The following is a 23,637-nucleotide window of genomic DNA, read 5'->3' on the forward strand; positions in this document are numbered from 1 at the left end:
ATGCCACTAAGTATCTGCCTGACAGGATCAGGCGGTAAAGTTTCCGCTTGTATAGGAACCATAGATGCTGAGATTTCCAAAGGAACGATAGGCACGAACACGATAGTAGATTGTTTTGCCCTTTGGAAGATCCTGTAAAGCATAGGATGTCTGTTCCTTGCCAAGCTGTTTTGTCGATTTGCCGGAAAAATGATCGGTTGTACTGTATTGTACTTCATAGCCACTGATTCCTTTGACCTTCTTCCATGATAAGGTTGCCTGATTGCGTGCTGTATTCATAGAACAGGTGAGATCCGTTACCGTACCGCATATTTTCTGGTCAGTGTCATTAATCGACAGATCTTTATTTGCTATATCGTTATATATATTATTGCTGATCGCACCGGATACGGATGAGGAAGCAGCAATACCATATTTGAAATCAGTAATATCGTTGTCAGAAATAGCTACATTGCATTTGGATAGTTGCATACCATTTAATGATGCAGATCCACATAAGGTATTTTTGACAACTGTCAGCAGGTAATTGCTGTGTGCAGCAATGTTGATCGGGGCATTGCCTTTTGCGGAAATATAGTTATACGAGATAGTTGTATCGTTATTGATGCTCTGGACATTGATGCCGTAATTGCTGCACTCACTGATTGTATTATTGTTGATGCCGCCACAGACCGTTGCTTCTTTTTCCAGAAGGATACCGTTGGTTCCACTTCCATTGATAGAGTTTCCTTCAATGTTCTGACCGATGCTGCTGGCTCCATTTACTGCGATCGCACTTTTGCCAATGGAAGAGAGCACATTTTCACTGACCAGCTCTGCAACCTTGGAATGATTGGCAATAGATATGGCATACAGGGCTGCATCCGAGATCGTGTTGTTTTTTACGGAACCTGCAATTTTGGAGGCCTTATCAACCAGAATTCCCATTCCGGAGGAGACGTCCGTTTTTGATGCATAGATCCGGTTGGATGAAATCTCTTTTGCAAAAGAGCGTCCGGTGATCTCAATTGCATTTGCAGCGGTTGCTTTTGTTTTATCACCCATGTCACGTACCCGGTTTGTCGAGATCAGCCCGGTACGGCTGTTGCTGTATACTTTGATCGCCGGATTGCCACTGACAGCACCAAAGGCATTTCCTGTTATGTTCGTGACACGGCTGTTGTTCCCAACCAGAATACCGCCGGCTTTGCAGTTTTTTACAATGTTGTTTGCAATATCATAGATACATGCACTGGAGTCTGTCAGAAAGATTCCGGTTCCGGTACAGTTTTTAAAGGTGTTATTTTCAATCGCAGAGGCGGTACTGTTGTCCGTAATATACAGACCATAACGCGGCATGTTCTTAATCTCATTTCCGGTTACGGAGATATTCTTACTGGACTGATCAATACGGATGCCATCTCTGGAAGTTCGTAATTTGTCATCCGGCGAGAAATTATATCCATTGATTGTATTACCGGATACCTCGCAATCTCTTGCATCGGATAAGGTGATACCGTCTCCCGGTGTGATGATCGTATTGTTTCGTATAATAACGGAGCTGATATAGAAATCTTCATCCGGCAGAGGAAATCCATCTCCTCCTGTGATGTTGCTGTTCAGCTTTCTTCCATAAACGAAGATTCCGGCAGTTTTTAATGTTGTCGGATGGTAGGTCAGCTTCATGGTGTTGCCGCTGACTTCTGTTACTGCATTGTTGATAACAGCGTTGTCGATCTTCTTTGCGCCATTTAAAACCGTTGTGTTCATGGATACTTCGTATTCCTTGGCATTCTGAACCAGAATACCGCCGCCGCAGTTGGTGATCGTGTTGTTCTTTACTTCACAGTTTACATAGTTTAAGCAGACAACACATTCTTCCAGCACATTGATAAATGTGTTATCGTTGATCTTGATATTCTCGTGATATGCACCGCAGAGCATGGTGTGTGTTCCGACACCACGGGCAATATTCTGGAATGTGTTGTGTGTGATCTCCACATTCTTCATAGGGGTTCCGTCCGGATAAGTGCCGGGATATACCAGTTCACTGTATGGCATATCGAGCTGTATGGCTTCTTCTTTTTCAAAGTTTTTGGTATCGTCAGCACGTTTGCCGTGGTTTTTAAATGTGCAGTTTCTGACATAAAAGCCGTCGATCGCAGCAACCTCTAGCTGATGTACGCATCCGCCGCCCGTGAAAGTAAGACCGTCAAGGGTAATATTAGTAGCATGAAAGATACGAACGATACAACTCAGATTGGCTTCGGTGCTTTCCCAGATTCCGCCCAGAACCGTGATATTCTTATAGGCATCATAGCCGGAGCAGGCTTCACTGTTGTTGTAATCGTCATAGTCTTTGTAATTTTCTGTTGATGATGGACCGGTGATCAGCATATTGAACCGATGGGAACCGGCAAATGTAAAGTGAACATCCGTGACATCCAGCGTTGTATTGCTGTAAATATGCAGCGCAGCGGAAAGAAGATAACTACCTTTTTGAACCCTGACTGTAACAATCTGCCCGGAGCTTTCGGCAAGATCTCTGGCATTGATCAGCGCTTCGTTCAGCTTTTGGGATATGTCGCTGCCGTCTTCCGCAGTAACCTGTATAACAGTGTCTTCGGAACTGGTTTCTTCCGCAGATACAGAAAAAGAAAATCCGTAGAGGAGCAATGGAAGAATCAGCAGATGCAAAATAATATATGTAAGTTTCTTCATTATATATACGCCTTCTTTGTTTTTATTCCTAATGGATCGGATCTACATGATCCTTATTTGTTTCCGATACGATGTAATGTGGCCGGTTTTTTACTTCCAGATATGTCTTGGCAATGTATTTACCCATAATACCCATGCACAGGAACTGAAGTCCAGCAATAAAGATGATGATACAGGCAAGAGATGGCCAGCCGGCAACCGGATCTCCGAATATTTCTTTTCTTATAATAATGAAAATAACCATAAGAAAGGAAAAGATCGTCAGAAAAATGCCAAGCCCGGATGCAAGGGACATCGGGGTTTCGGAAAAATTGATGATTCCATCGACCGCATATTTGAATAAGCCCCAGAAACTCCATTTTGTTTCTCCGGCAATGCGGTTTACATTTTCATATTCCAGCCATTTGGTCTTAAAACCGATCCAGCCAAAGATACCCTTTGAGAATCGGTTGTATTCGCACATGGCGACGATACTGTCTATCATTTCACGCTTCATCAGACGAAAGTCCCTGGCACCATCGACAACATCTGCGTCCGAGATCTTGTTGATAAGCTTATAAAAATTCCTTGCAAAGAAGGAACGGATCTTTGGTTCTCCAATCCTCGATACCCGCCGGGTGGCAACACTGTCATAATCCTCGGTTTCCAGACAGTGGAGCATATCAGGCAGCAGGGCAGGGGGATCCTGCATATCTGCATCCATGATGGCGGCATAGTCACCATCTGAATTACAGAAGCCGGCATACATGGCAGCTTCTTTTCCAAAGTTTCTTGAAAATGATATGTATTTGTAATGAGAATCCGTATCACAGATTTCTTTCATGACGGAAAGGGTTGTATCTGTAGAACCATCATTGATCAGAAGTATCTCAAATGTATATTGATCCAGAGTCTGGATTACTTTGTTCAGTTCGTTCTTAAATAAAGGAAGTGCTTCCGCTTCATTGTAACAGGGAACGATCAGATTCACTTTTTTCATATAACTTCTCCTTGTGCCGCTGCCATATGAACTGGCAGAACGGTATTCTTTAATTTTAGTTCAGGGAGAATGGAGTGTCAAGGAATCTGCCAGCGCTTTTGAAAATATAAGATTTGCATATGTATGTTGTTAGATGCTATAATAAATCCAAATGAGCAAAAAAAGTTTTATTGCACAGGAGAGAAGGAATATGAAGGTAAAAGCAAAATCATTTGAGGCATGGAAGGTTATCATGATTACCCTTGTCTTTTTATCATATTGTGTGGGGATGATGCCGGGAGAAAAAGCACAGGCAGTTTATGACAAATATCTGGATAATGGGATATTTGGAATGGCATTTTTCTTTGTTCTGGTAGGATTTGGAATCGGTATTCATTACCATAAGAAGTTTATTAATCTGAACAAGAAGAATTATCTGGAATTTCTTGGAAAGAAGCTGGGAATTCTGTATCCGCTTTATATGATCATGCAGACAGTATTCCTGATCCTCGCATTGTGCAGCCATCCCGGTTCACAGGAAATTAAGACACTGATCGTGAAGTATATCATCAGTATACCGATGCTTCAGGCAATGATACCGAAGGCTGGATATTATATGGCACTGAATCCGGTCAGTTGGTTTGTATCAGCAATCTTTCTGATCTATCTTCTGGCTCCGGTGATCGGTATGCTGGCGGCAAGAATGAAGCGGGATCTGAAAAGAAGTGGATTGGTGATAGCCGGGCTGATCGCTGTATATATAATTGTTGCAGGACCACTTGCTGATGCAATGGTATTGAAGCATGATATGCCATATCTGTTTCTGATGAATCTTATTTTATTCTGTATTGGTGTCTGGCTTGCAAATTTCAGACTGAATATTCGGATCGAGACAGATCGTTCCGCTGGAAGAAATCTTCTGACCGGAGCAGAGCTGGTAGTGCTTGTGGCAGCGGTTCTCATTTATCTGGGAACAGTTGGGAAATATGGAATTCCTACAGCACTTCTGAGATTGCTGTTGTATGTGCTGATCGTGATGGTATTTTCTTATGACGGTGGAATGATTTCTCATATATTTACATTATCACCATTTGGAATCTTAAGCTCTATGGTATTTGATTTTTACCTGACCCAGTATTTTGTGATCCGTTATATTGGAACTCCGATCCAGAAGAGATTTGGAGACAGTGGTAAGGATATAGTTATCAGTATCATTTTGGCTTATATCATTAACTGGTGCATCGTATTAGTGATCAAGGTAATTAAAAAGATATATCGAAAGCTTCACTACAGGGTATCTTCCTTTGCCGGAGATCTTGGAACAGATGGGGTTGTAGATGATTATCTGGATGATGGATATGAAGAGATCGATCAGACCAATATCAATACGGAAGCTTATGACCGAAGCCGGTTGGATCCAATGGCAGTTGAGATTACAGAAACGGAAGATGAATAGAAATAAAAATGAGACACATATGATCTGCAATATACAGTCATATGTGTCTCGTTTTTTATATCAATATCTGATATATGGATTAACCCATTACTACTTCTACAGCATGAGTCTTGCCATCACCAAATACTGGAAGAACATTGCTCTCGATAGCATTGCCATCTACAGTAACACTCTTGATACCCTTATTTACATGATCCGGATTTGTAACCTTGATATCATATGTAGCACCACGGAACTGACGTGTAGCATTCAGACCATCCCATGCAGCAGGAATAGATGGATCGATCTTAAGACCATCAAAGTCTGCTGAGATACCTAAGATGTACTGTGAAATAGCTACCATGTTCCAGGCTGCAGTACCTGTAAGCCATGAGTTCTTACCCTGACCAAAGTGGTTGCCTGGCTTTCCGATATCGGATCCCGCATCCTTACCACCAATCATCTGACCATATACATATGGCTCAGTCTTGTGGATATCAGATGTCTCCTCAGTGAAAGCAGGAGCGATCTCTGAGTAATATTTGAATGCCTGATCGCCGGCGCTGCATAAGCAGCAGCACAGATGATCCATGCATTGTTATGTGTGAAGATACCGGCATTCTCTTTGTATCCGCCTGGGTATGTTGAGATCTCACCATACTGGATGTAATACTTTGTGAATGCAGGATTGTTAAGTACAAGTCCGTGCTGTGTATTCAGACGCTCATCAATAGCAGCAAGTGTCTTCTTGTCGCAGCCCTGATCTTTACCGATGTCTGACATAATAGCGAAGCCCTGTGGCTCGATGAAGATCTGTCCTTCTTCACATTCCTTAGATCCCATCTTTTCACCATTTGCATCGTATGCTCTTAAGAACCAGTCACCATCCAAGCGGATTCCATGATGTTAGCTTTCATCTTATCGATCTCAGCCTGAGCAGCTTCTGCTTCAGCGTCCATTCCAAGGTGCTTAAGAATAGCAACATAGTTAGGACCTGCATATGTAAAGAGTGTAGCAACCATAACTGACTCAGCAACCTTTGAGTATCCGCCTTCAGCAGCGAACTTAGGGTTGGTGTATGTCTGGAAGCTTTCACCCGGTGTATCGGAGAAGCATGAAAGGTTGATACAGTCGTTCCAGTCAGCTCTCATTGCAAGTGGAAGTCCGTGTGGTCCAAGGTTGTTTACGATCTTGTAGAAGGAAACCTTTAAGTGGTCAAGCATTGGCTTAGCGATGGACATATCGTTGTCATATGGAACCATCTCATCAAGAATACCCCAGTCGCCTGTCTCCTTGATGTATGCAGATACAGAAAGGATCAGCCATAATGGATCGTCTGAGAAGTCACCACCGATATCTGCATTACCCTTCTTTGTAAGTGGCTGATACTGATGATAGCATCCACCATCCGGGAACTGTGTAGAAGCGATATCAATAATTCTTTCTCTTGCACGATCAGGAATCTGATGAACAAATCCAAGTACATCCTGGTTGGAATCACGGAATCCCATACCACGGCCGATACCGGACTCGAAGTATGATGCTGAACGTGAAAGGTTGAATGTAACCATACACTGATACTGATTCCAGATATTAACCATACGGTTAACCTTATCATCAGGAGTATTAACATTTAAGATGCTTAAGAGGTTGTTCCAGTGTTCTTTGAGTTCTGCCAGACCTGCTGCAACCTTCTCAGGAGTGTTGTATTTCTCCATCATCTCAAGAGCCTTAACCTTGTTGATCGTCTTGCCATCAGCTTCGAACTTCTGGTCAACAGGCATCTCAACATATCCAAGAATAAATACAAGAGTCTTTGTCTCGCCCGGAGCAAGAGTGATCTTTTTATAGTGTGAAGCGATTGGTGACCATCCATCTGCAAATGAATCATTTGACTTGCCGGCTTCAACAGCCTGTGGGTTGTGGAAACCATTGTAAAGTCCGATGAATGAATCTCTGTCTGTATCGTAACCGTCGATCTCGTCATTTACTGTGTAGAATGCGAAATGATCACGTCTGTCTCTGTACTCTGTCTTGTGGTAGATTGTTGAACCAACAACCTCTACACGACCTGTACTGAAGTTTCTCTGGAAGTTTGTGCAGTCATCCTGTGCATCCCAGAGACACCACTCTTCAAATGAGAAGAATGAGAAAGTCTTCTCTTCTGAGCTTTCATTTGTAAGAACAACCTGCTGAACTTCTCCGGCATAATTCTGAGGTACGAAGAAAGTAACCTCTGCCTTTAAGTTGTTCTTCTTACCGGTGATCACTGTGTAACCCATACCATGACGGCATTCATATTCGTCAAGCTCTGTCTTAACCGGTGACCAGCCCGGATTCCAGATTGTACCATTCTCGTTAATATAGAAATAACGACCACCCATATCGATAGGTACATTGTTATAACGGTATCTTGTAATTCTACGAAGACGAGCATCTTTGTAGAAGCTGTAACCTCCCGCTGTATTTGAAATCAGTGAGAAGAAATCCTGTGTTCCAAGGTAGTTGATCCAAGGATAAGGAGTTCTAGGAGATGTGATGACATACTCCTTGTTGGCATCATCAAAATAACCAAACTTCATGTAATATATACCTTCCTTTCATGTGTATTAAGATAAGTAGTGTCTGCCGTTATCAGGCAGTATCCACTGCTCCATGATCTCTCCCTTACAAAGGACATAGTGTGCCCCTTATAAAAACAGCCATATGGGCATATTATATAATAAAATAGGATATTTGACAACAAAACCCATGATAAAATGTGGAAAAATAATCATTGTAAAAAGAAGCCTCATCTGATACACTCAAAATGTGAACAGACATAAAATGTTCACATATATATTATTTTTTACGTTTTAGGAGGAGAGATTATGAATTGTCCAAATTGCGGAGCAGAGACAAATGGTTCAGTTTGTCCTGTATGTGGAGCAGAAGTAGGTACAAGTGGTGGGTTTACACTTGCTGGGAATGATCAGCCACAGCAGCCGGAAAATGCAGCATATGGTGCGCAACCACAGCAGGGAATGGGGATGGATCCACAGTATGGTGGATCACAGTATCAGGGAGATCCAATGCAGAATGGTTATGCAGGAAATGCATATGGTACACCGGGATTTGATACTGGCGCAGGTTATCAGCAGCCACCAAAAAAGAAGAAATCCGGTGCAGGAGCAGTTATTGGAATCATTGTTGCACTTGCAGTAATTGCAGCAGCAGTTATATTCCTGTTTTCAGGTTCGCTTGGGGGAGCCAAGAAGAGCAAGAAATTAGTAGATCAGTTTATGACCGGAATTGAAGAAGCAGATACAGATAAGATCGTATCACTTGTTGATGAAGACTGTGTTGCTGACAATGATGTAGAAACATTATCCAGCAGCTTTGAGCTTCTGACCTCTATGGGGGTTGAGTATTCTATTGATTACAAGATCACATCAACAGAGAAGGCAAACAGAGCAACTATCAAGAATATGTGCGAAGGTCTGTATGGTGATACGTCTGTAGCAAGCAAAGTAAGATGTGCTTATATCTGTGATGTTGATTATACCATGACAATAAACTACCTTGGAGAGACAGAGACAGAGGATGACAAGATGTCACTGATCTGTTACAAGAAGGGCGGTAAATGGTATATCGGCGGAACGGTAGAGTCCGAATAAGACCGGGCCTTATATGAAAACATGGCATATGCTATTCCTTACACAGAATACATATGCCATGTTTTTTATAAATCTATGTCTACCGGATGTGTCCTTTCAGAGAAACGGCTCTGCTATAAAATGACATTAGCGTGGATTTCGTAGTAAGATGCACATTGCCAGTAAATACGGGTGCTTGTTTGAGCCGAAGGCGAGTTAGCACAGGAGTATTTACAAATTAGGCATGTGCAGCGAACAGAAATCGCAGCGAGTCATTTATAGCAGAGCCGTTTCTCTGAAAGGACATATCCCGATAGACTTTTTTATCTTACAAAGATTCTCTCGGTTACGGTTTTGGATTCGCCGGGAGCCAGTTCGGTGTAGCCGGTTACGGCAGGATCACCGGAAAGGTTTGGAGCATCAATGTTCCAGCTCATAGGTTCCGGACAGAAGAATTCTTTCATGCCGTGATCATTCCACATGATCCAGTATTTCATAACATCACATACTTCGTAGCAGACACGAACGCCTGTAACTTTATCGGTTACGATGACACCATAGAATGGTTTGCCGTCTAATTCGTTCATTTCAGCGGTATAGAGGTCGTTGTCGATGTCCTGAAGAACAGGAACCATGTCGCCCTCTTTGTACATCATATCATATCTGGTAAGCGGCAGTGTTTTCTCGGTTGGAATACAGGTGTCGCTGAGTTCCCATTTGTCACCGATCGGAACCTGCAGACGCACATTTGCGCCGCTTCCGCCATTTGTAAACGGTGCTTTGAATGCGATATGGTTACATACACCATAAGGCATCTGAACCTTGGAAAGGTTGGTCAGTGTAAAGGAATAATCCAGTCCGTCTGCTGTCAGTGTAAAGACAAATTCTGCCTTGAAGCTGACAGGGAAAGTTTCGAAAAATTCATCATTTTCATCATATACATAAGAAGTCTTTGCAACAGCACTTTCACCCTCTACATACATGTCATCAATTGTATGGCAGCGTTTGTGAAGAAAACCATGCAGATGGTTGCCCAGCGGATCGTTGCAAGGAAAATGATACATGGCATCTGAGGTTTTCAGATTTCCATGAGATAATCTGTTTGGAAGATATAAAGTAGGCATACCGTATACCTCGGCAGCAGCCTTCAGTTCTTCCGGTGAAAGTGACAGATCATTTCTTAAGATATCAATATTAAGAGCTGTGTTTTCAAGCTTCATTACATTACTTCCGTTAAAAGGTGCGATCAATGCACGAAAATCTCCTGCGATAAGTTCGATACAGGTTTCGCCTTTAAAATCATAGTTTTTTGCGCTAAAACTCATAGTAGCCTCCCATATAAAGTGATAAGTATTTGTATTTAAGATACATAAAACGGAAAAAGTCTGCAAGATAATATTATGTATGTGTAAGTGTGAAAACAGACCCATCTCAAAAATCTAATAGAATAGTAACACTTAAGTTAAAAAGTGTCCATAAAAATGAAACAAGATTTGTTAATTTCAACAATCAGAAAAGTCGAAAAACGACTAAAACTGCGAATTATGTAGAAATTTTAAAATCTGTACACTTATGTAAAGTGGTATGCTATAATCGAAGCTAACGGGATAAGACCCTTTCCTTTTATAAAATGTAAGGCAAAAAGAGGAATGAATAAGAGAATGGACAATGAGAAAAGATATAGCACCAGGATAAAAAGTGAGCGGTGCGATAAGATAAAGATCAGCAGTGTGGCTGCCGTATTTCTGGTATGTTCGATAGCGATATTTGCGACAAGATACAGACAGGATATATGGAACTTTGACAGAGAAAATGGAAATGACCATCAGATAGAAAATGTTGCGACCGGATCGGATGCATCAGAGGAGGCTTCCGAGGAAAAAACGACGGAGAAGATAACAACGGAAGCAGCGACAACAGAGAAACCGACTACGGAAAAGGTAACAACGGAAGCATCGGAAACGGAAGAAACAACGACTGCCGCATCATCCGAGGAAGGCGGTTCAACAGTAAAATATGTGAATATCGAGGACCCGGATACATCATCTAAGGGAAATGACTGGTACGATAAGAAACTGTATACGCCGGGAAATGTAACGGATGATGCTTATTTTGATACAGCGGTACTGATCGGTGATTCAAGAACCGAGGGACTTAGTCTTTATACCGGAATGTCGAATCTGGACGCGTTCTGTTCCAAGGGGCTGAATATCGAAAAGGTCATGACAGAGCCGATTGTTTCTACAAGTGACGGAATGTTGACGGCACTGGAAGCACTGAAGCAGAAGGATTATGAGAATATATACATTTCATTTGGTATTAACGAGCTTGGATGGATCTATGAGGATGTATTCATTGAAGACTATAAAGCATTTATTGATGCAATAAGAGAGATACAGCCAAATGCAACGATCTATGTTGAGAATATTCTTCCGGTATCCAAGGCTTTATCAGATGAAGATGAGATTTATAATAACTCCAACATTAAGGCATTCAACAAGCTGTTGAAACGGATGTGTAAGGATTATGGCGATATCATTTATCTGGATGTTGCAAGTAGTGTGACGGTAGACGGAGTTCTCCCGGCAGATGCCAGTACCGATGGACGACATTGCAATCAGGAATATTGCGAGAAATGGCTGGATTACATCCGACAGAATGTATATATAAAGAAGTAAATGCCCGGATAGAGATATTCGGATCATCATAACAGTATCAGATAGAAGTAACAGGAGAGAATAAACAAGATGAAGAAATTAGTAAAGTTATGTGCAATTTTTAGCCTGGCAGGAATGCTTGCAGGCTGTGGAACAACGGTTGGTGGAGCAGGTGGTTCAAAGAAAGACCTGAATATAAATGTTAAGGACATGGCAAATGAACTGAAGAGCGGGCTGACATTTGAAGATACGCTTTCAGAGCTTGATGCAGGCATGGCACTCACATATTACGGAATTGATGCAGACAGCGTAAAAGACAGCGTGATAATCGTATCGACCGGAGCAACTGCTGAGGAGATTGCAGTATTCGAGGCAGCAGATTCAGATGCGGCTGACAAGGTAAAAACAGCCTGTGAAGACAGAAAAGAAAAACAGACAACATCATATGCAGATTACAAGCCATCCGAAACCGGACGTCTTGACAAGGCGATCATAAAAGAGGACGGAAATTATGTTGTATACTGTGTAACAGATGATACGGATAAGGCAAACGAGATCATCAACAAATATTTCAAATAACAGATATAAAAAACGAACCTGTAAGCAAAAGGCTTTCAGATTCGTTTTTTGTTATGATATGGAAATATGCCATTATATCAATAGGAATAGCTGTTAATCAGAATTGGAAATGGAATTGAACATTTCTATGTATTCTATAAATAATTGCTTCCTTTTTTCGTCGTCAGAAGTCATGATCTCGACTACGGTATGTGGAATGCAGGATAAAATTGTATCCGATTTTTTGATCCCGCGGATCAGATAATCAAGATCTACGCCGAAATGATCACAGAAATCAATCATTTTTTCAAGGGACAGACTGGATTTTCCCCGTTCTATGGCGCTGCAATGTTTGACAGAGATATCGAGCATCTCTGCAAGCTGGTACTGCGTAAGGTTATTTGAGCGCCGGATTTGTACGATCCTCTGACCGATCTGTGCGTATAAGTTCTCCATAAAAATACCTCCAAACTACATTATATTTTGAATAAAAAAACAAATAAACAACCTGTGAGGTGTATAAGAACACAACCTGAAAGGTGAATTACGGTATTACAGCAATGCGGCGGAATGTAAGAAGTTGACGGTCGATTTTTTACTGGTGTATAATTCCTTTGCGATCAGGAATAGCGGAAGAATAGATATGGATGGGAGTAAGAGTAAATGGCAACAGAGATAAAACCTCCGATAAAATATGATATGGTGTGGACAATGTATGGAAAGCGGGCTGATTTCTTTGGGATCGCAGAGCGTTTTCATATTGATCCGGTAACTGCAAGGGTGATTCGGAACCGGGATGTGATAACAGATGAAGAGATTGATACCTATCTGAATGGGGGGCTTGACCGGCTGCATGATCCTGTGATGATGAAGAATATGGAGAAGGGCTGCAGCCTTATGCTGGAGGAGATCCGGAGTCGGAACCGGATACGGATCATTTCGGATTATGATGTGGATGGTGTAAGTTCAAACTACATATTGTATAAAGGCTTACAGCGTGTGTGGGAGCATGAAAATGGTTTGCCTGCAGGAGACGGGATCGATTATGATATTCCGCACCGGATCTATGATGGATATGGAATCAATATCCGTATGGTAGATGCGGCGGCAGCCGATCAGGTCAGTATGATCATTACCTGTGATAACGGGATTGCGGCATTTGATGCGGTGAGAAAAGCAAAAGAATATGGGATGCGGGTAATCGTGACGGATCACCATGATATTCCATATGATACAGATGAAAATGATATTCGGGTATACAAAGTACCGGAAGCGGATGCGGTGATCGATCACAAGCAGCCGGGCTGTGAATATCCGTGCAAGGAATTGTGCGGAGCGGGTGTGGCATACAAATTTATCCAGTTGTTATATCGGATGTGCGGGATACTGGAAGCGGAGTGTGAGGCATTTATAGAGATCCTTGGAATTGCAACCGTATGTGATGTTATGAATCTGGTAGATGAGAACCGTATCATTGTAAGAGAGGCACTTCACCGGTTATCTGACAGTAGTAATTATGGTTTGAAGGCACTGATCACAAACAGCGGCAGGGATGGTAAGAAGCTGTCAGCATTTGATCTGGGATTTATCATTGGACCGTGTATCAATGCAGCGGGCAGACTTGGAGATGCGAAGACCAGCCTGGAATTCCTGCTTGAAACAGACAGCTTTAAGGCAAATGAGCGTGCGATTGAGCTGTTAAATATCAATAATACCCGAAAAGATATGACAGAGCAGGGAACAAAAACGGCAATCGGGCTGCTTGAAACTTCGGATCATCTGCTTATGGGAGCAGTTCCGGAGACAGGAGTTGCGGCATTGTCGGACCGGGTACTTGTTATGTATATTCCGAAACTGCATGAAAGTCTGGTCGGGATTATCGCAGGCAGGATCAAGGAACGGTATTATCGTCCGGTGCTGTTATTTACGGACAGCGAAGAAGAAGGAATCATCAAGGGCTCCGGTCGTTCGATCGAAGGCTATAATATGTATGATGAGATCAATAAATGCAGTGATTATTTCACGAAGTTCGGAGGACATGAGATGGCAGCGGGCTTTTCCATGGAGAAGCGGAATCTGGCCAGACTTCGGGAAAAAATGAATGCGAATTGTACGCTTGACGAAAAACTTCTGACACCGAAGCTCCGGATCGATGTGCCGATGCCGCTCGATTATGTAAGTATTCCACTGACCGAAGAACTGGAGGTTCTGGAGCCATTTGGAAAAGGCAACGAGAAGCCGGTATTTGCGCAGAGTGGTGTGCGTGTAAAAAGCGCAAGGATCATGGGAAAAAGACAGAATGTTCTGCGGGTTTCGTTCCTGATGGAGAACGGTGGTACGATCGAAGGCATAAGTTTTGACCCGGAAGTGTTTATTTCTAACATAAAACAGTGGTTTGGAACAAATGAATGTGATAAAATACTAAAAGGAATGCCCAGTCATGTGGTGTTGGATGTTGCCTATTATCCGGATATCAATGAATTTGCGGGAAGAAGAACTTTGCAGATTCGGTTGCTGGAATATCGGAAACATGAGGAATAAAGGCTTTGCTGATCGTTTGATATCATGTGGGCAGAAAAGGAAAATGTAAATAATTGTAGAATATACATATATATGCAGGAGGAAGATTATGAAAAAGATAGAAGAATACGTTACAAGTATACCGGATTTTCCGGAACCGGGAATTATTTTCAGAGATATTACAAGCGTGATCGGAGATCCGGATGGATTGAAGCTGGCGATTGATTCATTAGATGACCTGCTTGAAGGCGTAGATTACGACGTAGTAGCCGGAGCAGAGTCCAGAGGCTTTATCTTTGGAACACCTCTTGCATATAAGAATGGAAAAGGATTTGCATTGGTAAGAAAGAAAGGCAAGTTACCAAGGGAGACGATTGAAGCATCTTATGATCTGGAATATGGCAGTGCAACGATCGAGATGCATAAGGATGCGATCAAACCGGGACAGAAGGTTGTCCTTGTAGATGATCTGATCGCAACCGGAGGAACCATGGAAGCCGCTGCAAGGCTGGTTGAAGAACTTGGTGGTAAAGTGGTAAAGATCATATTCTTGATCGAACTTGCAGGTTTAAAGGGCAGAGAGAAGCTTGCCAAATATGATGTAGCTTCTGTTATCTGCTATGATGGCAAATAAAAACGATCATTTGATTCACAGATGAGTCTGAAATAGAAAAATTCGAATTGGGAAAAGTGGTGAAGATCATGGAAAACGTAAAAGATAAAGCAGGAAGCATGGATGAATTAAAAGAGCTTGCGGCAAAGGCGGGTGCAATGGAGAATAAACCAATGCGGGAAAAACGGGATATCGATCTGTCTACACCTGCGGATTTTACTCCGCCAGAGGATCTGTATAAGGAGCTGATCAAAAAGATCCTGACCTATCATCCATCAACAGATATTTCGATGATTGAGAAGGCATATAAGGTGGCATCCAAGGCACATGAAGGACAGCTTCGTAAGTCAGGAGAGCCATATATCATGCATCCACTCTGTGTTGCTATTATTCTTGCAGAACTGGAGCTGGATAAGGAGACGATCGTTGCCGGAATCCTTCATGATGTAGTAGAAGATACAGTCATGACTTCAGAGGAGATTGCAGCAGAGTTCTCGGAAGAAGTGGCATTTCTGGTGGAAGGTGTTACCAAACTGACCCAGTTGAAGATGACAACGGATAAGATTGAGGTACAGGCAGAAAACCTGAGAAAAATGTTCTTATCGATGGCAAAAGATATTCGCGTTATCCTGATCAAGCTGGCAGACAGACTGCATAACTTAAGAACATTACAGTATCAGTCTCCTGCGAAACAGGTGGAAAAAGCGCGTGAAACAATGGATATCTATGCACCAATCGCACATCGTCTTGGTATCAGTAAGATCAAGGTAGAACTGGATGACTTGTCCATGAAGTATCTGATGCCGGAGGTATATAAGGATCTGACAGCACAGATCGATGCGAGAATGCATGAAAGGGAAGCCTATATCAAACGTATCGTTGCGGATGTAAAGAAGCATATTGACAATGCACATCTGGATGCAGAGATCGACGGTCGTGTAAAGCATCTGTTCAGTATTTATAAGAAGATGAAGAACCAGAACAAGACACTGGATCAGATTTATGATATTTTTGCAGTCCGGATTAAAGTGGAGACCGTCCGGGACTGTTATTCGGCACTGGGAATCATCCATGAGATGTACAAGCCGATTCCGGGACGTTTTAAAGATTATATCGCAATGCCAAAGTCCAATATGTATCAGTCCCTTCATACAACACTGATCGGACCGGAGGGACAGCCATTTGAAATACAGATCCGTACATTTGAGATGCACCGGACGGCTGAATATGGTATTGCTGCACACTGGAAATATAAAGAGAACATAACCGGTACGGTTATGCAGAAGGAAGAGGAGAAGTTATCATGGCTTCGTCAGATTCTGGAGTGGCAGAGAGATACTTCAGATAATAAGGAGTTCATGAACTTCGTTAAGACAGACCTGGATCTGTTTGCAGAACAGGTATATTGCTTTACACCGGCAGGTGATGTCAAGAATCTGCCAAGTGGATCGACACCGATCGATTTTGCTTATGCCATTCATACGGCAGTCGGTAATAAGATGGTGGGTGCGCGGATTAACGGAAGACAGGTTCCAATCGATACCAAGTTAAATAATGGTGACCGGGTAGAGATCATAACATCCCAGAATTCGGCAGGACCATCAAGAGACTGGCTGAATATCGTAAAGAGTGCACAGGCAAAGACGAAGATCAATCAGTGGTTCAAGCATCAGTTTAAGGATGAGAACATCAGCCGCGGTAAGGAACTGATCCTTGCATACTGTAAATCAAAGGGACTGGATTACTCCATGTATTCCAAGCCGGAATATCAGGAACGTGTCTATAAAAAATATAATTTCAATGACTGGGAAGCTACAATGGCGGCTGTTGGTCATGGGGGAATCAAGGAAGGTCAGGTTGTCAATAAGCTGATCGAGGAATACAACAAGGATCATACGGAACAGCCGGATGACAAGGAAATTCTGGAGGCATATGCACTGAAGCGGGCACCGCATTCCTCCCACGGACAGGGTGGAATCATCGTAAAGGGTGCAGATGATGTAGCGGTTCGTTTCTCCAAATGCTGTTCACCGGTACCGGGTGATGAGATCATCGGATTTATCACCAGAGGACGAGGTATCTCGATCCATCGTACAGACTGTGTTAATGTGCTCTGTATGAGCGAGGAAGACAGAAACAGGATCATTGATGCGGAATGGCAGCAGGATGCAGTTGCAGAGAATACTTACCTTACAGAAATCAATATCTATGCGGATGACAGAAGCGGAATCCTCTTTGATATAACGAAAATCTTAAGTGAGGCAAATATCAGTGTAAACAGTATTAACAGCCGTACAAGCAAGCAGGGTAAGGCAACAATCACGATCAGCTTCTCGATCAAATCGGTCGACCAGTTGAATACGATCATTGCAAAGATACGAAATGTGGAGAGCATTATTGATATAGAGAGAACAGTGGGATAGGAGATCCGGATGGCAGAATTAGAAGTGAAATTATATCAGTTGGGTGATTTGGGAACCAATTGTTATATCGTAAGTAATAAAGAAACAAAGGAAGCAATCGTAGTTGATCCGGCAGATAATGCAGATTTTATTTATAGGAGTCTGACAGATGCAGGACTTGCCTGTGTAGGAATCTTCCTGACACATGGACATTATGATCATATCGGAGCATTGGATGATCTGAGAAAACTGACAGGAGTAAAGGCATATGCTTCCGAGGACGAGAAGCAGGTGCTTGAGAGCAGGACAGGAAATCTGTCTGCGGTGTTTGGCCATCCGCTTGAAACATCAGCGGATATTTATCTGCAGGATGGACAGGAGGTTGCAGTTTTAGGAACTGTGGTACGGTGTATCAGTGTGCCGGGACATACGATAGGTGGCATGTGTTATTATTTCGCAGAAGAACATCTGCTGTTTACCGGAGATACATTATTTGCATCGTCAGTTGGCAGATCGGATTTCCCAACCGGAAATGAACAGGATCTGTTAGAGGCGATCGAGACGAAGCTTCTTGTATTACCGGAGGAAACAGCTGTGTATCCGGGACATAACGGAACTTCAAGGATTGGCAGAGAAAGAAAATTCAATCCATTTTTTTCATAAATAACGATAAGGAACTTGGTTGACATGATTTGTCTGATTCAGAATGTAGAAGATTATAATAATGACCTGAGAGTGATCCTCATGGCGTTTTACATGGGTGTGAAGATCATCACACCGGAGAATATAGAAAAGAAGCCTGAACTTGGGGCGGATGTTGCTGCAACCCTTGTGGCAGAATTTGCAGAAGGTCAGACAAAGATCTGGATGAAGGACGGCGGTCTGGATGTGAAATCAGAAGGAGCTTCTGAGGATAAACAGCAGGACTGGTCTGCGAGAGAAGTCTGTGGAAAACCGGATATCGTGATCGATCAGGATTATCATGACAGAAAGGTATTCCGTAATGTTCTGAAGCGTGCCATGTACCGGATGTTGTCAGAGAGAACCGGAAGAGTTCTGCCATGGGGTAGTCTGACCGGCGTACGTCCGGTGAAGATTGCAATGGAAGCGGTAGAACGTGGATGTACAGATGAGGAGATACAAAAGCTGTATCAGGAAACTTATGTGGCAAGCCGGGAAAAGGCAGAAGCCTGTGTGAAGATCGCCAGACGTGAGAAAGCAATTATCGAGACGATCGATGAGCGAAATGAATACTGTCTGTATATCGGCATACCGTTTTGTCCGACGAGATGTCTGTACTGCTCCTTTACCTCTTATCCGATCGGTGTTTATAAGGATAAGGTCGATGCTTATCTGGATACAATGGAAAAGGAAATGGAGTATATTGCGGAAAGTTATACCGAGAAGAAACTGGCATCCATTTATATTGGTGGCGGTACGCCGTCTTCGATCAGTGCAGAGCAGATGGATCGTCTGTGCAGCATGATCGAGAAGCATTTTGACTTGTCGCAGGTTCGGGAATATACGATCGAAGCAGGTCGTCCGGACAGTACGACAGCAGATAAGCTGCAGGTGATGAAAGCGCATGGCGTTGATCGTATCAGTATCAATCCGCAGACGATGAATGGAGAGACACTGAAGCTGATCGGAAGAGCACATACACCGGAGCAGGCAGAAGAAGCATTTATGAGAGCCAGAGAAGCTGGCTTTGACAATATTAATATGGACTTGATCGTAGGTCTTCCGGGTGAAGATGCAGAGATGGTGAAGCGGACACTGGAAAAGGTGAAGAAGCTTGCACCGGAGAGCCTTACGGTTCACACACTTGCAATCAAACGGGCAGCGCATCTGAAACAGGAGATGGACAAATACAGCTTTGCAGGTGATGTAGATGAGCAGTTATCACTGGTTGGACAGGCCGCAGAAGAATTGGGACTTGCACCATATTATCTGTACAGACAGAAGAATATGGCGGGAAATCTGGAAAATGTCGGATATGCAAGACGTGGACTGGAATGTCTCTATAATATTCTGATCATGGAAGAACGGACAGACATTATAGGAATCGGTGCGGGAAGCTCCAGCAAGCTGATCCGCCGGGAGGGAGATCTGGATCCGGTTACAGGAGAGACGGTCATAGGAAACCGGATCGACCGTGTGGAAAATTGTAAGAGTGTAGACGATTATATCGCAAGAATTGATGAAATGATTGACAGAAAAAAGCAGGCGTTTGCAAAATGACAGATAAAGTTATAAACTTAGACACAGATAAAGAAATAGAATACTATGAACAGGATCTGGACGATGCCATCCGTCATGGAATGTGTGTCAGCCGGTTGTCTTCGGAGCTTGCCAGAGAACTGGGGCTCCCGGAAGAAGAGATTCATAAGATCGCAGTTGCCGGTATGATCCATGATATCGGAAAGCTCCGCATCACACCGTATATATATGGCCGTGGCAATTCCATGAAGATTGAGGAAATGCGGTATGTGAGACTTCATGCGAAGCTTGGGGCAGATATCGCAAGGCAAGAAGACTACGGGGATGATATTGCAGATATTATTTTGTATCATCACGAGAACTATGATGGTTCCGGTTATCCGTACTGTCTTCAGGGAGAGGAGATCCCGATCGGAGCAAGGATTATTCGTGTGTGTGATGTATTTGTCGCGCTGATCAGTGACCGTGCATACCGGAAAGCATTTGAACCAAAGATCGCATTATTGATGGTGATCGATGAGGTGCGGCATTTTGACATGAAAGTATTTCTCGCATTTCAGAGAATTATAAATACAACTGATATTTTAGATGAGGTTCAGTTAATTTTAAAAGGGAGCTATGAATCACGGATCAGTTGATGTATAGTATAAAAATATGAACAATAGATGGAGGATGGAATATGATAACCCAGGCACCAAGAGGAACCAGTGACTGGTTCGGTGACAAGATGAGAACACGTACACAGGTAGAAGCAATGGCGAGAAATCTGTGTGAGAAATTCAATATAAAGGAAGTAATCACACCTGTATTTGAACATACGGTGCTGTTCCAGCGTGGTGTTGGAGAGACAACCGATGTAGTACAGAAGGAAATGTACACCTTTGTTGATAAGGGTGGAAGAAGTATCACATTGAAGCCGGAAGGTACATCAGGTGCGATCCGTGCTTATGTTGAGAATAAATTATATGCAGAACCACAGCCGGTCAAGATGTTCTATATTACACCGGCATTTCGTTATGAGAAGCCGGAAAGCGGACGACTTCGTCAGCATCATCAATTTGGTGTTGAGTTTGTCGGATCTCCAAATCCAATGGCAGAAGTAGAGGTTATGACACTGGTATCAACTCTCATCAAACAGATTGGTCTGTCAGATGCAAAACTTCACATTAACAGTATCGGATGTCCAAAATGTAAGAAAGTGTACAATGATGCACTGATTTCTTATCTGAAAGGTCATGAAGAAGGACTCTGCAATACCTGTAAAGAGCGTATGGTTAAAAATCCGCTTCGTGTAATCGACTGTAAAGAGCCGGGTTGTAAGGCGATCGTAAAGGATGCTCCAAGAACAATTGATTATCTGTGTGAGGAATGCGATGCTCATTTCAAGGAGCTTCAGAGACTTCTGACAGAGCTTGAGATTCCATTTGAGGTTGACACCGGAATCGTTCGTGGCCTGGATTACTATACAAAGACAGTATTTGAATTCGTAAATAAAGAGGGCTTCACCTTATGCGGTGGGGGAAGATATGATAATCTGGTATATGAGATTGATGGAAAAGAGGCACAGCCATCTGTTGGATTCGGTATGGGAATTGAAAGAATCCTGTATTTCCTTGAGAAAGAAAATATCAATCTCGCGCCGGAAAAACCGATTGATTTATATGTCGGCATCATGGGTGATTCCGCAAAGGCAAAAGCGTACAAGCTGGTATATGATCTTCGTCTGGCCGGTTATATCGTAGAGACAGATTACATGAATCGAAGCGTAAAGGCGCAGATGAAATATGCAAATAAATTAAATGCGAGATACACGATCATTATTGGTGATAATGAATTAGAGACCAATACCGGTCGTATCAAGAATATGGAAACGGGCGAGCAGACCGAGATTGCGTTGGATCAGCTTGCAAGTGTATTAGAAGAAAGATAAGAACCATAGGAGGATATAGAAAAATGGCAGAATCAATGCAGGGATTGAAGCGTTCCCACAGATGTGCAGAGGTTTCAAACGCTCTTGAAGGACAGAAAGTAACCGTAATGGGCTGGGTTCAGAAGAGCAGAAATAAAGGTGGAATCATATTTGTCGATCTCAGAGACAGAAGCGGTATTCTTCAGATCATATTTGAGGAATCCAAATGCGGAAGCGAGTGCTTTGAGAAAGCAACAAAGCTTAAGAGTGAGTTTGTAGCAGCGATCGAAGGTACCGTCTGCAAGCGTGTCGGTGCAGTAAATGAGAATCTGACAACCGGAGATATTGAAGTTGTGGCAACTTCCCTTCGTATCTTATCAGAGGCCGAGACACCTCCATTCCCGATCGAAGAGAACAGCAAGACAAAAGAAGAATTACGTTTGAAATACAGATATCTGGATCTGAGAAGACCGGATCTTCAGAGAAATCTGGTTATGAAGAGCAAGGTTATGACTATTGCCAGACAGTTCATGGCAAATGAAGGTTTCCTTGAGATTGAGACACCTATGTTATGTAAGTCAACACCGGAGGGCGCAAGAGATTATCTCGTACCAAGCCGTATCCATCCGGGTACATTCTATGCATTACCACAGTCTCCACAGATCTACAAGCAGCTTCTGATGTGCTCCGGTTATGACCGTTATTTCCAGATCGCAAGATGTTTCCGTGATGAGGATCTTCGTGCAGACAGACAGCCGGAGTTCACACAGATGGATATGGAGTTATCCTTCGTAGATGTGGATGACGTTATTGATGTAAATGAAAGACTTCTTGCAAAATTATTCAAGGAGATTCTGGATGTAGATGTAAAACTTCCAATCCGCCGTATGACATGGATCGAAGCAATGAACCGTTTCGGTTCTGATAAGCCGGATCTTCGTTTTGGTATGGAATTAAAGGATATCAGCGAAGTTGTTAAGGGCTGTGGATTCGGCGTATTTACAGGTGCACTTGAAAATGGCGGATCTGTCCGTGGTATCAATGCAAAGGGACAGGGAGCAATGCCTCGTAAGAAGATTGATGCTCTGGTTGAATTTGCAAAGACATACGGAGCAAAAGGTCTTGCATATATTGCCATTAATGAAGATGGCACTTACAAGTCATCTTTTGCAAAGTTTATGACTGAAGATGAGATGAACAATATCGTAGCAGCACTTTCCGGTGAACCGGGAGACTTGCTGTTATTTGCAGCAGATAAGAATAAGGTTGTATGGGATACACTTGGAGCACTCCGCTGCCACCTTGCAGACCAGATGGGACTGCTTGACAAGAATGTATTTGAATTCGTATGGATCACAGAATTTCCACTTCTTGAGTGGTCAGATGAACAGAACCGTTTCACAGCTATGCACCATCCATTTACTATGCCGATGGAAGAGGATCTGGCGATCATTGATACAGATCCGGGTAAGGTTCGTGCAAAGGCCTATGATATCGTATTAAATGGTAACGAGATTGGTGGTGGATCTGTCAGAATCCATCAGGATGATATTCAGGAGAAGATGTTTGAATGTCTTGGATTTACAAGGGAACAGGCGTATGAAAGATTTGGTTTCCTGTTAGACGCATTCAAATATGGAGTACCACCTCACGCAGGACTGGCTTATGGACTGGATCGTCTGGTCATGCTTATGGCAAAACAGGATTCTATCCGTGATGTGATCGCATTTCCTAAGGTAAAGGATGCATCCTGCCTGATGACAAATGCTCCGGACTATGTGGATGAGGCTCAGCTCAAAGAGCTTGGTATTGACATTACAGTTTTAGACGAACAGAAGACGGAAGAATAAAAAATAATGAAACTGCACACTGTATATCCTTATTGTGTGTAAGCAACGAACCAGAACCTGTGTTTGTACCGGGTTATGGTGACTGCCTGGGATATACGGGGGGCGGTTTTGTTTTATAATAGGGCACATTGGTTAAAGATAAAGCGGATGGGTTCTGGTTTTGAAAGAAATGTGGAGGAT

General features: G+C 42.9%; 16 protein-coding genes and 1 pseudogene. 12 read left to right on the plus strand and 5 right to left on the minus strand.

The genetic code is table 11. From position 1 onward, the window contains the following. Nucleotides 1–27: 27 nt before the first annotated feature. Both DW959_RS01415 and DW959_RS01420 read right to left on the minus strand, forming a co-directional pair. The gene (locus DW959_RS01415; protein WP_118615104.1) at nucleotides 28–2,700 is read right to left on the minus strand and encodes a right-handed parallel beta-helix repeat-containing protein; all 2,673 of its coding nucleotides are present in this window, start codon (nucleotides 2,698–2,700) and stop codon (nucleotides 28–30) included. A 28-nt stretch (nucleotides 2,701–2,728) separates the two neighbouring features. Beyond that, a complete protein-coding gene (locus DW959_RS01420; RefSeq protein ID WP_117807884.1) occupies nucleotides 2,729–3,679 on the minus strand; it encodes a glycosyltransferase family 2 protein in 951 nt (316 codons plus the stop codon). Nucleotides 3,680–3,869: 190 nt separating this feature from the next. Here DW959_RS01420 and DW959_RS01425 point away from each other — a divergent pair, with 190 nt between their 5' ends. After that, nucleotides 3,870–5,114 (plus strand): acyltransferase, encoded by a 1,245-nt coding sequence (locus tag DW959_RS01425; RefSeq protein WP_182430042.1) that lies wholly within the window; start codon nucleotides 3,870–3,872, stop codon nucleotides 5,112–5,114. A gap of 79 nt (nucleotides 5,115–5,193) precedes the next feature. On the opposite strand, the pseudogene DW959_RS01430 reads toward DW959_RS01425, so the two are convergent. Next, nucleotides 5,194–7,675, minus strand: a pseudogene (locus DW959_RS01430) (glycosyl transferase). Nucleotides 7,676–7,963: 288 nt separating this feature from the next. Here DW959_RS01430 and DW959_RS01435 point away from each other — a divergent pair. Continuing rightward, nucleotides 7,964–8,749 carry a hypothetical protein gene (locus DW959_RS01435; protein WP_118482900.1) on the plus strand — a complete coding sequence of 262 codons (786 nt, stop codon included), beginning with the start codon at nucleotides 7,964–7,966 and terminating at the stop codon, nucleotides 8,747–8,749. Nucleotides 8,750–9,051: 302 nt separating this feature from the next. Here the strand turns inward: DW959_RS01435 and DW959_RS01440 are convergent, their stop codons facing one another. Further along, nucleotides 9,052–10,053 (minus strand): aldose 1-epimerase, encoded by a 1,002-nt coding sequence (locus DW959_RS01440; RefSeq protein WP_117784608.1) that lies wholly within the window; start codon nucleotides 10,051–10,053, stop codon nucleotides 9,052–9,054. 324 nt (nucleotides 10,054–10,377) lie between these two features. On the opposite strand from DW959_RS01440, the gene DW959_RS01445 reads away from it, so the two are divergent. Further along, nucleotides 10,378–11,406 carry a GDSL-type esterase/lipase family protein gene (locus DW959_RS01445; protein ID WP_117822463.1) on the plus strand — a complete coding sequence of 343 codons (1,029 nt, stop codon included), beginning with the start codon at nucleotides 10,378–10,380 and terminating at the stop codon, nucleotides 11,404–11,406. 69 nt (nucleotides 11,407–11,475) lie between these two features. Further along, a complete protein-coding gene (locus DW959_RS01450) occupies nucleotides 11,476–11,964 on the plus strand; it encodes a DUF4358 domain-containing protein (protein ID WP_117822464.1) in 489 nt (162 codons plus the stop codon). 93 nt (nucleotides 11,965–12,057) lie between these two features. Here DW959_RS01450 and DW959_RS01455 read toward each other — a convergent pair whose 3' ends face one another. Continuing rightward, nucleotides 12,058–12,399 carry a helix-turn-helix domain-containing protein gene (locus tag DW959_RS01455; protein ID WP_021944327.1) on the minus strand — a complete coding sequence of 114 codons (342 nt, stop codon included), beginning with the start codon at nucleotides 12,397–12,399 and terminating at the stop codon, nucleotides 12,058–12,060. A gap of 207 nt (nucleotides 12,400–12,606) precedes the next feature. Between DW959_RS01455 and recJ the strand changes: the two genes are divergently transcribed. From recJ to aspS, 8 genes are all read left to right on the plus strand, one after another. Beyond that, nucleotides 12,607–14,484: a single-stranded-DNA-specific exonuclease RecJ gene (gene recJ, locus DW959_RS01460; protein ID WP_117822465.1), complete on the plus strand. Its 1,878-nt coding sequence runs from the start codon at nucleotides 12,607–12,609 to the stop codon at nucleotides 14,482–14,484. 88 nt (nucleotides 14,485–14,572) lie between these two features. Further along, nucleotides 14,573–15,097 carry an adenine phosphoribosyltransferase gene (locus tag DW959_RS01465; protein ID WP_021944329.1) on the plus strand — a complete coding sequence of 175 codons (525 nt, stop codon included), beginning with the start codon at nucleotides 14,573–14,575 and terminating at the stop codon, nucleotides 15,095–15,097. A gap of 137 nt (nucleotides 15,098–15,234) precedes the next feature. Next, nucleotides 15,235–17,499, plus strand: coding sequence for a bifunctional (p)ppGpp synthetase/guanosine-3',5'-bis(diphosphate) 3'-pyrophosphohydrolase (locus DW959_RS01470; RefSeq protein WP_347475299.1), 2,265 nt, complete (start codon nucleotides 15,235–15,237; stop codon nucleotides 17,497–17,499). A gap of 9 nt (nucleotides 17,500–17,508) precedes the next feature. Beyond that, nucleotides 17,509–18,141: an MBL fold metallo-hydrolase gene (locus DW959_RS01475; RefSeq protein ID WP_118615110.1), complete on the plus strand. Its 633-nt coding sequence runs from the start codon at nucleotides 17,509–17,511 to the stop codon at nucleotides 18,139–18,141. 24 nt (nucleotides 18,142–18,165) lie between these two features. Continuing rightward, the gene (gene hemZ, locus DW959_RS01480; RefSeq protein WP_118615113.1) at nucleotides 18,166–19,719 is read left to right on the plus strand and encodes a coproporphyrinogen dehydrogenase HemZ; all 1,554 of its coding nucleotides are present in this window, start codon (nucleotides 18,166–18,168) and stop codon (nucleotides 19,717–19,719) included. After that, the gene (locus DW959_RS01485) at nucleotides 19,716–20,336 is read left to right on the plus strand and encodes an HD domain-containing phosphohydrolase (protein WP_118615116.1); all 621 of its coding nucleotides are present in this window, start codon (nucleotides 19,716–19,718) and stop codon (nucleotides 20,334–20,336) included. The genes hemZ and DW959_RS01485 overlap by 4 nt, the downstream gene beginning before the upstream one ends. A 41-nt stretch (nucleotides 20,337–20,377) precedes the next feature. Continuing rightward, a complete protein-coding gene (gene hisS / locus DW959_RS01490; RefSeq protein WP_118615119.1) occupies nucleotides 20,378–21,628 on the plus strand; it encodes a histidine--tRNA ligase in 1,251 nt (416 codons plus the stop codon). A 23-nt stretch (nucleotides 21,629–21,651) separates the two neighbouring features. Further along, nucleotides 21,652–23,457, plus strand: coding sequence for an aspartate--tRNA ligase (gene aspS, locus DW959_RS01495; RefSeq protein WP_117784613.1), 1,806 nt, complete (start codon nucleotides 21,652–21,654; stop codon nucleotides 23,455–23,457). The last annotated feature ends 180 nt before the right edge of the window (nucleotides 23,458–23,637 follow it).

The organism is Clostridium sp. AM46-21, from assembly GCF_003480025.1.
In the GTDB taxonomy this organism is placed as follows: Bacteria; Bacillota; Clostridia; order Lachnospirales; family Lachnospiraceae; genus Coprococcus; species Coprococcus ammoniilyticus.